Source organism: Mesorhizobium sp. M1338, assembly GCF_040318045.1.
In the GTDB taxonomy this organism is placed as follows: domain Bacteria; phylum Pseudomonadota; class Alphaproteobacteria; order Rhizobiales; family Rhizobiaceae; genus Mesorhizobium.
This window is the reverse complement of sequence record NZ_JAMYLL010000089.1, coordinates 1-11,017: the sequence shown is the minus strand read 5'-3', so window position 1 is coordinate 11,017 and position 11,017 is coordinate 1. Positions and strand designations below refer to the sequence as shown.

Below are 11,017 nucleotides of genomic sequence, written 5' to 3'. Positions count from 1 at the left end.
GTCCGGATGATTCCGGACCGTCGGCCCTCGGCGCCATGCGTTCCGGCGACTTCGTACGTTCGCGCGCCGCATAGGCGGAAGACAGATTTGTGAGCATGAGCCATGTTGTTGTTTAGCTGGTTTGAAAGACGGCTCGATCCGTTCCCCGCGGCGGAACCGGTCGAGCCGCCCAGGACGCTGGTAGCCTTCTGCGTGCATTATACGCGCGGCGCGTGGCCCTATATCCTTCTCGACGCGGTGCTGGTGACGGCGATCGCGATCGCGGAAGTGTGGATGTTCGGCTTCCTCGGCCGCATCGTCGACTGGCTGTCGGGTCAGAATCGCGAAACCTTCCTGCAGACGGAAGCCTGGAAGCTTGCCGGCATGGCCTTCATCGTGCTGTTCGCGCTGCCGGGCACTGTATGGCTGCATTCGCTTCTCAACCAGCAGACGCTGATGGGCAACTATCCCATGCGCATCCGCTGGCAGGTGCACCGCTACCTGCTCAAGCAGTCGATGAGCTTCTACCAGGACGAGTTCGCCGGCCGCATCGCCACCAAGCTGATGCAGACGGCGCTCGCCGTGCGCGAATGCGTCATCAAGCTGATCGATGTCCTGAACTACGTCATCGTCTATTTCCTTGGCATGCTGGTCATCGTCGGTTCGGCCGACTGGCGGCTGGCCGCGCCGCTCGGCGTCTGGCTGGTCGGCTACATCCTGTTGCTGCGCTATTTCATCCCGAAGCTGGGCAAGGTCGGCGAGGAGCAGGCCAATGCGCGCTCGACCATGACCGGCCGTGTCGTCGACAGCTACTCCAACATACAGACGGTCAAGCTGTTCAGCCATGCACGCCGCGAAGCGTCGTTCGCGCGGGAAGGCATGTCCGGCTTCCTGCAGACCGTCTACCGGTCGATGCGGCTGGTGACGGTGCTTTTCGGCCTGCTCTACATCATGAATTCGCTGCTGCTGTTTTCGGTCACGGCGATGGCGCTGTGGCTGTGGCTCGGGCAGTCGGTGACGATCGGCGCGGTCGCCGTGGTCATCGGGCTGGTGCTCAGGTTATGGGGCATGTCGCAATGGATCATGTGGGAAATGTCGGGCCTGTTCGAGAATATCGGCACGGTGCAGGACGGCATCGCCTCGATCTCGTTGCCGCGCCTGGTCGAGGACCGGCCGGGGGCGAAGGACATCACCGTTTCCAGGGGCGAGATACGCTTCGAGGATATCCGCTTCCACTACGGCAAGCGGAAAGGGGTGATCGAGAACCTGTCGCTGGCGGTGAAGCCGGGCGAAAAGGTCGGTATCGTCGGCCGTTCGGGCGCCGGCAAGTCGACGCTGGTCAATCTCCTGCTGCGTTTCTACGACCTGGAGAGCGGAAAGATCCTGATCGACGGCCAGGAAATCGCCGATGTGACGCAGGATTCGCTGCGCGCCCAGATCGGCATGGTGACGCAGGACACATCGCTGCTGCATCGTTCGGTGCGCGAGAACATCCTCTATGGCCGGCCCGATGCCTCGGAAGAGATGCTTGTCGAGGCAGCGCGGCGCGCCGAGGCGCTGGATTTCATATCAGGGCTTTCGGACGCCAGCGACCGCAAGGGCTTCGATGCCCATGTCGGCGATCGCGGTGTCAAATTGTCCGGCGGCCAGCGGCAACGCATCGCCATCGCTCGCGTTATGTTGAAGGACGCACCTATACTTATCCTTGACGAAGCGACCTCGGCGCTTGATTCCGAAGCCGAGGCGGCGATCCAGGAGAATCTCTACAAGCTCATGCAAGGCAAGACCGTCATCGCCATCGCGCACCGGCTGTCGACCATCGCGGCGATGGACAGGCTGGTGGTGATGGACAAGGGCCGTGTCATCGAGGAAGGTTCGCACGAGGAACTCGTCGCCCAAGGCGGGCTCTACGCGCAGCTCTGGCAGCGCCAATCGGGCGGGTTCCTGCTTGAGGACGTCCCGACCGATGTCGCCAATGACGCACTTGCAAAGGGCCAAGCTGCCGAATGATGACTGCCGTCTATCGCTGGTTCGAGAACTGGGTCTACCCGTTCAGGGAGCCAGCCAGCCTTCGGCCACCGACCAGCGTCGGCGGCTTTCTCTGGCACTATGTCGGCCAGGCAAAGTTCGCCTTCTTCGCGATGCTGGTGATCGGCGGCATCGCGCCGCTGGTCGAGGCCGGCCTGTTCTACTTCGTCGGGGCGGGGGTGGGGCATTTGAGGCCCCGGGCCCCCCCGCGGCCCGGGGGGGGGATGTTGGTTTGGGCCCGCGCGGGGTTTTTGGTGTAGTTTCGCGGGGGGGGGGGGGGGGTGGCGGGCTTTTTTATCTTGGTGGGATGGGGGGCCCAATTTCGCCCCTTGCCCCCGGCCGAGCGCAGCTGGCATGCATTGTGGAATGCCGCCGGCCCTGAATTGGTGTTCATGATCGCGGTCGTGCTGGTCATCCGCACAATCGTCGTCGGCCTGTCGGCGCTGGTCGACGAACAGACGATCACGCCCGGCTTCTACAATCTGGTGCGCTGGCAGGCGCATCGGCACGTGTCGCGCCAGTCCTACGCCTTCTTCCAGAACGATTTTGCCGGCCGCATCGCCACCAAGGTCTGGCAGGCGGGCCAAGCGACCGGCGACCTGATGGAAAGCTTCATCGAGGTCGTCTGGTTCATGATCGTCTACACGGTGACGACGCTGGCGCTGGTCGCTGGCCTCGATCTCAGGCTGGCGGTGCTGGTGGTGATCTGGATTTCCGCCTTCGGCTGGCTGGCCAAGTTCTATCTGCCGGCGATCCGCAAGCATGCCGAGCAAACCGCCGAGGCCGGCTCGATGATCACCGGCCGCATCGTCGATTCCTATTCCAACGTGCAGACGCTGAAACTGTTCTCGGCCGACGGCGACGACCACTACATCAAGAATGGCTTCGACATCTATCTCGACGCGCTGCGCCCCTTCACGCGCCGGCTGACCGGCGTGCGCATGGCGCTGACGACGCTGTCGGGCATCATGATCACCGCGATCGGCTGCTTTGCCGTCTATCTCTGGGTCGAGGGCTCGATCACCGTTGGGGCGGTCGCCTTCACGCTGTCGCTGGTGCTGCGGCTCAACATGCTGCTCGGCCGGCTGATGATGCAGCTCAACAGCATATTGCGGAACCTCGGCGTGCTGGAAAATTCCAAGGCGCTGATCTCGCAGCCGCTCGGCCTGGTCGATGCACCCGACGCCAAAGAGCTCGTGGTGGCCGGCGGGCGCATCGCGGTGAAGAACGTCGAATTCCATTACGGCAAGGGGTTCGGTGTGCTCAACGGCATCGACCTTGTCGTGCGGCCGGGCGAGAAAGTCGGACTGGTCGGGCCGTCGGGCGCCGGCAAGACGACGCTCGCCAATCTGATCCTGCGCCTCTACGACCTGGAAGGCGGGTCGATCACCATCGACGGTCAGAACGTCTCCGATGTCACGCAGAATTCGCTGCGCGCCAATATCGGCGTCGTCAGCCAGGACACGGCCCTGTTCCACCGCTCGCTGCGCGACAACATCAAGCTCGGCATGCCTGACGCGACCGACGCCGAGGTGATCGCGGCGGCGAAGAAGGCCGAAGCGCACGAGTTCATCCTTGGTCTGCGCGACAACAGGGACCGCGCCGGCTACGAGGCCTTTGTCGGCGAGCGCGGTGTCAAATTGTCGGGCGGCCAGCGCCAGCGCGTGGCGATCGCCCGCGTCTTCCTCAAGGACGCGCCGATCCTGATTCTCGATGAGGCGACCTCGGCGCTCGATTCCGACATCGAGGCGGCGATCCAGGAGAATCTGACGCGGCTGATGGAGAACAAGACGGTCATCGCCATCGCCCACCGGCTCTCGACGATCGCCGCGCTCGACCGGCTGGTGGTGCTCGACAGTGGCCGCATCGTCGAACAAGGCACGCATGACCAATTGGTCGTGCTAGACGGGCTTTATGCGCGGCTGTGGAAGCGGCAATCCGGCGGGTTTCTTTATCACGAGGACAGCGTGCTCGAAGAGACACGTCCGGCGGAGTAGCTCCATGGCTAAATCGCCAGAGGTCAGCCCAGAGATCGGCCCCGGGGTCCACTATGTGCTCAAGCGGCTCCGGCCAGCCACGCCGGCCTTCGACGCGCTGAGGCAGGAAAGCCGGTCGGAAGGCTACTGGATGCTGGTGCGCCTGGCGGATGATTGGGCAAGCGGCCGCAACAAGTTCCTGAGCCGCGGCGAGGCGCTGTACGGTGCCTGGCATGGAAGGGAACTCGTCGGCGTGTGCGGGCTGAACATCGATCCATATTTCGAGGACAGGGATCACGGCCGGGTCCGGCACCTGTTCGTCAGTATGCGTCACCGCCGCACCGGTCTTGGCCGGATGTTGGTCGAGACCGTTATCGACAGGGCGCGTCACCACTTCGCCGTGCTGAACACCCGCGCGCCGCGAGAAGCCTTCGGTTTCTACGAACGGCTTGGCTTTCAGCGCGTGGAAGGCGAAGAATTCGTCACACACCGCATGGTCTTCGGGAAAGGAGGCTGAAATGTCCCTGCGTCCGCCATCTCATCTAGCCGGCGCTACCGCTGCCGAAGCCGCCTTCGACGCGCTCGGCCATGAAATTCTCGCCGAGAAGGCGGCCGCGCTCGGCCGTGCCGGCCAACGGGTCGAGGAAACGCTGGCCAGGCTGCGCGACAATGCCGACGAGCAACCGCGCGCCCGGCTGCTCAAGGAGGCGGCCGAGGCGGTGCACGGCTATTTCATCCAGCGCGAACTGTGCGGCTTGCGTAGGCATGACGCCGTCATCCGCGAATACAACATCCCGAAGGCCGTGCTTGCGAGGCTCGGCGCCAAATAACTCTGTCTTTGACCATGATCTTTCCGAAAACCGGTTCCCACTTTTCGGGATCATGGTCTATTCAAGCCATTCGGTGATGAAGCTGCCGTTCTCGTGGATGTCGGTCGTTTCCAGCGGGCCCGGACCGAGATTGGTGAATTTGTGCGGCGTGTTGGGTGGCACGATCAGGATCTGGCCGGAGGAAGCTTCGATCTCCTTGTCGCCGACCGTGAACAGTCCGGTGCCCTGACGGATGATGAAGATCTCTGCGTAGGGATGCGTGTGCAGCCGAGGACCGCCGCCGACATCGGGCAGGTAGTTGAAGATCAGGCAGGAGTTGGAGCCGTAGGCGCCGCATTGCAGATCGCCCTTCCAGCGGTCGGCGCGAACAGCCCAAGTGTCGCGGTCTATGATATGTGCCATGCCGTCTAACCCTTCGCCGGTATCCACGGATTGAACAGTTTCACGCCGGTATCTTCGAAATCCTTCGTGTTGCGGGTCACAACCGTCATGTTGTTGACCAGCGCGGTCGCGGCGATATACGCGTCGCGGTCTGGCTTGGGATCCGGGACGTGGAGCGGCGCGCAGCGAAGCGCAACAGCAAGATCCACGGGCAGTATGCGCTCTGCGATTTCGGCAACCAATCCGTCTACCCAGGCGCGCAGAATCGCTCCTTTCCTCTTGTCCTTTCGCTCCGCTCTGAGGGCGCCGATCTGGGCTTCAAGAATACTGACGGCCGAAACATGAAACTCACCTGGATTTCGGCCTTCTGCCCAGGCCCGAACGTTCGGGTCGCATCGGTCTCTCCGCCTGAGTTCGGAGAGGACATTGGTATCTAGTAGATACATCAGTCGAACTCGGGCGGGCGCAGGGACAAGCTCTTGAGTTCGGGTATGTCGAAATCAAAATCCGCTTCCGGTCTATCATCGGCCAGAACGTCCGCGAGGCTTCTATGTTTCTCTGGCCTGCCCAAGGCCTTCAGTTTCTCATATTCCTCCATCGACATCAGCACATGGGAGGGCTTGCCACGGTCGGTGATGATGACCGGCCCATTCTTGGCTGCCCGTTTGGCGTGCGCCGTGTCCTGGTTGAATTCACGGCTCGACATGATGGTGACCGTCTTCGTCGAGATGTTCATTTCAGCACCTCCGTCGAGAAGATGTAGACATATTGCTACATTTAGCCAAGCACGTCAAATCCATCGCTGCGCGGAACGCCCGCGACAATCTGCCCTTGTGCCTTGATCCGTCTGGACAAAAACGGGCTTCACGCATAAACCGAGGTCCAAATGCCGGAGGAATTCGCAAGCCTGTTCGCCATGCGCTGTCGGGTTGGCGTAATCGAGCGGGAACAAGGCTCAGCCACCGGCACGGAAGAGGCGAAAGGATCAGGCACCCGTGAGCGCAACCGACACCCAGGATCCCAACCGTCGTGATTTTCTCTACGTCGCCACCGGCATGGCCGCAGTGGTCGGCGCGGGTGCCTTCGCGTGGCCGTTCATCGACCAGATGCGTCCCGATGCCTCGACGCTGGCGCTCGCCTCGGTCGAGGTCGACGTCGCCTCGCTGACGCCGGGCATGTCGCTGATCGTCAAGTGGCGCGGCAAGCCTGTCGTGGTGCGCAACCGCACGGAACAGGAAATGAAGGACGGCGAGGCGGTCAATCTGGGCGACCTCAAGGATCCGATCGCCCGCAACGCCAACCTGCCGGCCGACGCGCCGGCGACCGACGCCAACCGCACCACGCCCGGCAAGGAAGCCTGGATGGTGATGGTTCAGGTCTGCACGCATCTCGGCTGCATTCCGCTCGGCCAGGAAGGCGATTTCGGCGGCTGGTTCTGCCCATGCCACGGCTCGGTCTACGACACGGCCGGACGCATCCGCAAAGGCCCTGCGCCGGAGAACATGGCAGTGCCGGTATTCAAGTTCATTTCCGATACCAAGATCCTTATCGGTTGAGGCAGGGGATATTTCGATGAGCGAGGGACACTCGACCTATACGCCCAAAACCGGTCTCGGACGCTGGTTCGACGCCCGCATGCCGCTGCCGCGGATGGTCTATGACAGCTTCATCGCCTATCCGGTGCCGCGCAACCTGAATTATGCGTGGACCTTCGGCGGTATCCTGGCGATCATGCTGGTCGCACAGATGCTGACCGGCATCGTGCTGGCCATGCACTACACGGCCGACAGCAATCTTGCCTTCGGCTCGGTCGAAAAGATCATGCGCGACGTGAATTCGGGCTGGCTGCTGCGCTACCTGCATTCGAACGGCGCGTCGTTCTTCTTCATCGCCGTTTATATCCACATCTTCCGTGGCCTTTATTACGGCTCCTACAAGGCGCCGCGCGAGCTGCTGTGGATCCTCGGCTGCATCATCTACCTCCTGATGATGGCGACCGGCTTCATGGGCTACGTGCTGCCCTGGGGCCAGATGAGCTTCTGGGGCGCCACGGTCATCACCGGCTTCTTCACGGCCATTCCGCTGGTCGGCGACTGGATCCAGCAGCTGCTGCTCGGCGGTTTTGCCGTCGACAACCCGACGCTGAACCGCTTCTTTGCGCTGCATTACCTGCTGCCGTTCATGATTGCCGGCGTCGTCGTGCTGCACGTCTGGGCGCTGCATGTCGTCGGCCAGTCGAACCCGACGGGCATCGAGGTCAAGTCGAAGACCGACACCGTTGCGTTCACCCCTTATGCGACCATCAAGGACGCGTTCGGCATGCTCGTATTCCTGTTCTTCTTCGCCTATTTCGTCTTCTACCTGCCGAATTATCTCGGCCATCCCGACAATTACACGGTCGCCAACCCGCTGAAGACCCCGGCCCACATCGTGCCGGAATGGTATTTCCTGCCGTTCTACGCCATCCTGCGCGCCATCACCTTCAATATCGGGCCGATCAACTCCAAGCTCGGCGGCGTTCTGTGCCTCTTCGGCGCCATCGTCATGCTGTTCCTGGTGCCGTGGCTCGACACCTCGAAGGTACGCTCGGCGGTCTATCGGCCCTGGTACAAGCTGTTCTTCTGGGTCTTCGTGGCCGATGCCGTCCTGCTCGGCTGGCTGGGCTCGCAGCCGGCGGAAGGCAGCTATGTGTTCATGGCGCAGATGGCGACGCTGGTCTATTTCGCCTTCTTCCTGGTCGCGCTGCCGGTGCTCGGTCTGATCGAGACGCCACGAAGGCTGCCGAACTCGATCACCGAAGCGGTGCTCGAGAAGAACAAGGGCGGTGTCGGACATCCGGCGGGCGCCACGGCCGCACCAGAGACTAAGGGCTGAGCATGATCCCGAAAAGTGGGAACCGGTTTTCGGACAAGATCATGCTCAAACAGGAAGACAGACCGGTAGAGAATCTAAGGGGATTTGGCATGAAAAAGATTCTCACCTCGCTGGCGCTGATCGGCCTTGTGGCCGCCGGCACCGGGGCAGCAAGCAATTGGGCTGTCGCCGCCGAAGAGGCACATAACGCGGCCAATCCAACGCATTTCCCGATCAACGAACCGAAGGAAATGAGCTGGAGCTTCACCGGCCCGTTCGGCACCTATGACAAGGCGCAGTTGCAGCGCGGCCTCAAGGTCTACAAGGAAGTCTGCTCGGCCTGCCATTCGATGAACCTGGTGGCCTTCCGCACGCTGTCGGACCTCGGCTATTCCGATGCCCAGATCAAGACGCTGTCGGCCGAGTACACCATCCATGACGGCCCCAACGACGCCGGCGACATGTTCGACCGTCCCGGCAAGCCGTCCGATCATTTCCCGGCGCCCTTCGCCAATGACGAGGCCGCCGCTGCCTCTAATGGCGGCGCTGCTCCGCCCGACATGTCGCTGCTGGCCAAGGCGCGCGGCGTCGAACGCGGCTTTCCGCAATTCGTCTTCGACATCTTCACCCAGTACGACGCGGGCGGCCCCGACTATATCCACTCGCTGCTGACCGGCTACGATCAGACGCCTCCGGCCGGCATGGTCATCCCGGAAGGCACTCACTACAACCCGTACTTCATGTCCAGCGTGTCGCTGAAGATGCCCAAGCCGCTCTCCGACGGCCAAGTGACCTATGATGACGGCGCGCCGCAGACCATCGACCAGTATTCCCGCGACGTTTCGGCCTTCCTGGTGTGGGCCGCCGAGCCGCACATGGAAGATCGCAAGAAGACCGGTTTCCGCGTGCTGGTGTTCCTGTTGCTGTTCGGCGCGCTGGTCTATCTCACCAAGCGCAAGGTGTGGGAAGGCGTGGCACATTAAGCCACAAAGCCAAACGATCGCAAAAGGGCGCCGAGGGGCGCCCTTTTTGCTGAACGGAGCCGGCGACCTGGTGGTCAGGTGCGGTCTGTCGAACAGGTCCGTTGGCACGGCGCCCCGTGGTATGCCACACAGCATCCTTGACGAAAGAACTGTCGACGGCACGATGTTTGGATTTCGATGATGCGGCTCAGCGACTGTCACAACTTTTCAGATTTCCGCCGCATGGCGCAGCAGCGGCTGCCGGGGCCGATCTTCAACTACATCGACGGCGCGGCAGATGATGAGGTCACCTATCGCCGCAACACCGAAAGCTTCGACACCTGCGACCTGGTTCCCAACGTCCTGCGCGGGGTGAGCGAGATCGATATGTCGGTGACGGTCATGGGCCAGAAGCTGGCGATGCCGTTCTATTGCTCGCCGACCGCCTTGCAGCGGCTGTTCCACCATCAGGGCGAGCGCGCGGTCGCCAAGGCCGCCGCCAAATATGGCACGATGTTCGGCGTCTCCTCGCTTGGCACCGTCAGCCTCGAAGAGGCGCGCCGGATCAGCAGCGGCCCGCAGGTCTATCAGTTCTATTTCCATAGAGATCGCGGCCTCAATCGGGCGATGATGCAACGGGCAAAGGCGGTTGGCGTAGAGGTGATGATGCTGACCGTCGACAGCATCACCGGGGGAAACCGCGAGCGCGACAAGCGCACCGGCTTTGCCATTCCCTTCAAGCTCAACCTGGCCGGGATGCTGCAGTTCGCGCTCAAGCCGGCCTGGGCGATCAACTATTTCACCCATGAAGGGTTCAAGCTGCCGCAGCTCGACGAGCATGTCGACATGGGAGGCGGCACGATGTCGATCAGCCGCTACTTCACCGAGATGCTCGACCCGTCGATGACATGGGACGACGTCGCCGAGATGGTCAAGCTGTGGTCGGGTCCGTTCTGCCTCAAGGGCGTCATGTCGGTGGAGGATGCCAGGCGTGCCGTCGACATCGGCTGCAGCGGTATTGTGCTGTCGAACCATGGCGGCCGGCAGCTGGATGGCTCGCGAGCGGCGTTCGACCAGCTTGCCGAGATCGTCGATGCTGTCGGTGACAGGATCGACGTCATCATGGATGGCGGCGTGCGGCGCGGCACGCATGTTCTCAAGGCGCTGTCGCTCGGCGCCAAGGCCGTCGGCGTCGGCCGCTATTATCTGTTCCCGCTGGCAGCGGCCGGCCAGCCCGGCGTAGAACGGGCGCTTGAACAGATGCGGGTCGAGATCGAACGCGGCATGAAGCTGATGGGCTGCGGTTCGATCGAACAATTGTCGCGCAACAACCTCCGTTTCAGGTAATCTCGAACCATGAAATCCTCCCTCGAAGACGCGCTGCTTGCCGCGATCCGCACCATTCCGGACTATCCCAAGCCCGGCATCCTGTTTCGCGACATCACCACGCTGCTCAGCAATGCGCGCGCCTTCCGCCGCGCCATCGACGAGCTGGTGCATCCTTATGCCGGCCAGAAGGTCGACAAGATCGCCGGCATCGAGGCGCGCGGCTTCATTCTCGGCGGCGCCGTCGCACATCAGCTCTCGGCGGGTTTCGTACCGATCCGCAAGAAGGGCAAGCTGCCCTTCGAGACGGTGCGCGTCGCCTACAGCCTGGAATACGGGCTGGACGAGATGGAGATGCACAAGGACGGCGTTTCGCCCGGCGAGAAGGTGATCCTGGTCGACGATCTGATCGCCACCGGCGGCACAGCGGAAGCCGCGGTCAAGCTGCTGCGCCAGATCGGCGCGGATATCCTCGCCGCCTGCTTCGTCATCGACCTGCCGGACCTCGGCGGCCGCGCCAAGCTCGAAGCGCTCGGCGTGCCGGTGCGGACGCTGATCGGGTTCGAAGGGCATTAAAGGGGCGCTCTTCCTTCCCCCTGTGGGAGAAGCGCAACCATTAGCTCAGGCGGTGTGGTTTGCGGGTGGACTTTTGCTCCACGGAGTGCCGCGTTCGACGACGGCG

At 62.6% G+C, this 11,017-nt stretch carries 12 protein-coding genes and 1 pseudogene; 10 read left to right on the top strand and 3 right to left on the bottom strand.

Annotation, left to right across the window (positions count from 1 at the left end; all coding sequences use genetic code 11):
* Nucleotides 1-102: 102 nt before the first annotated feature.
* From NKH19_RS32225 to NKH19_RS32205, 5 genes and pseudogenes are all read left to right on the top strand, one after another.
* Nucleotides 103-1,989: an ABC transporter ATP-binding protein gene (locus NKH19_RS32225; protein WP_352874151.1), complete on the top strand. Its 1,887-nt coding sequence runs from the start codon at nucleotides 103-105 to the stop codon at nucleotides 1,987-1,989.
* Nucleotides 1,986-2,207, top strand: a pseudogene (locus NKH19_RS32220) (hypothetical protein); the annotation flags it as partial. The gene NKH19_RS32225 and the pseudogene NKH19_RS32220, both read left to right, overlap by 4 nt.
* A 192-nt stretch (nucleotides 2,208-2,399) precedes the next feature.
* On the top strand, nucleotides 2,400-4,004 hold the full coding sequence (locus tag NKH19_RS32215; protein ID WP_502911096.1) for an ABC transporter ATP-binding protein: 1,605 nt from the start codon (nucleotides 2,400-2,402) through the stop codon (nucleotides 4,002-4,004).
* A 4-nt stretch (nucleotides 4,005-4,008) separates the two neighbouring features.
* The gene (locus NKH19_RS32210) at nucleotides 4,009-4,500 is read left to right on the top strand and encodes a GNAT family N-acetyltransferase (RefSeq protein WP_352873899.1); all 492 of its coding nucleotides are present in this window, start codon (nucleotides 4,009-4,011) and stop codon (nucleotides 4,498-4,500) included.
* A gap of 1 nt (nucleotide 4,501) precedes the next feature.
* Complete coding sequence (locus NKH19_RS32205) at nucleotides 4,502-4,813, top strand: DUF6665 family protein (RefSeq protein ID WP_352873898.1); 312 nt, start codon at nucleotides 4,502-4,504, stop codon at nucleotides 4,811-4,813.
* Nucleotides 4,814-4,870: 57 nt separating this feature from the next.
* On the opposite strand, the gene NKH19_RS32200 is transcribed toward NKH19_RS32205, so the two are convergent.
* The 3 genes from NKH19_RS32200 to NKH19_RS32190 are packed head-to-tail and all read right to left on the bottom strand — an operon-like array spanning nucleotide 4,871 to nucleotide 5,930.
* Complete coding sequence (locus tag NKH19_RS32200) at nucleotides 4,871-5,215, bottom strand: cupin domain-containing protein (RefSeq protein WP_352873897.1); 345 nt, start codon at nucleotides 5,213-5,215, stop codon at nucleotides 4,871-4,873.
* A 5-nt stretch (nucleotides 5,216-5,220) separates the two neighbouring features.
* Nucleotides 5,221-5,640, bottom strand: a complete 420-nt coding sequence (locus tag NKH19_RS32195) for a type II toxin-antitoxin system VapC family toxin (protein ID WP_352873896.1) — start codon at nucleotides 5,638-5,640, stop codon at nucleotides 5,221-5,223.
* Entirely contained in the window at nucleotides 5,640-5,930 is a 291-nt protein-coding gene (locus NKH19_RS32190) for a type II toxin-antitoxin system Phd/YefM family antitoxin (RefSeq protein ID WP_352873895.1), read from the bottom strand. Before NKH19_RS32190 ends, NKH19_RS32195 begins: the two co-directional genes overlap by 1 nt.
* A gap of 259 nt (nucleotides 5,931-6,189) precedes the next feature.
* On the opposite strand from NKH19_RS32190, the gene petA reads away from it, so the two are divergent.
* The 5 genes from petA (at nucleotide 6,190) to NKH19_RS32165 (ending at nucleotide 10,911) form a co-directional block, all read left to right on the top strand.
* Nucleotides 6,190-6,750, top strand: a complete 561-nt coding sequence (gene petA / locus NKH19_RS32185; protein ID WP_352873894.1) for a ubiquinol-cytochrome c reductase iron-sulfur subunit — start codon at nucleotides 6,190-6,192, stop codon at nucleotides 6,748-6,750.
* 16 nt (nucleotides 6,751-6,766) lie between these two features.
* A complete protein-coding gene (locus NKH19_RS32180; RefSeq protein WP_352873893.1) occupies nucleotides 6,767-8,068 on the top strand; it encodes a cytochrome b in 1,302 nt (433 codons plus the stop codon).
* A gap of 89 nt (nucleotides 8,069-8,157) precedes the next feature.
* A complete protein-coding gene (locus NKH19_RS32175) occupies nucleotides 8,158-9,030 on the top strand; it encodes a cytochrome c1 (protein ID WP_352873891.1) in 873 nt (290 codons plus the stop codon).
* Nucleotides 9,031-9,210: 180 nt separating this feature from the next.
* Entirely contained in the window at nucleotides 9,211-10,356 is a 1,146-nt protein-coding gene (locus tag NKH19_RS32170) for an alpha-hydroxy acid oxidase (RefSeq protein WP_352873900.1), read from the top strand.
* A 9-nt stretch (nucleotides 10,357-10,365) separates the two neighbouring features.
* On the top strand, nucleotides 10,366-10,911 hold the full coding sequence (locus tag NKH19_RS32165; RefSeq protein ID WP_352873889.1) for an adenine phosphoribosyltransferase: 546 nt from the start codon (nucleotides 10,366-10,368) through the stop codon (nucleotides 10,909-10,911).
* The last annotated feature ends 106 nt before the right edge of the window (nucleotides 10,912-11,017 follow it).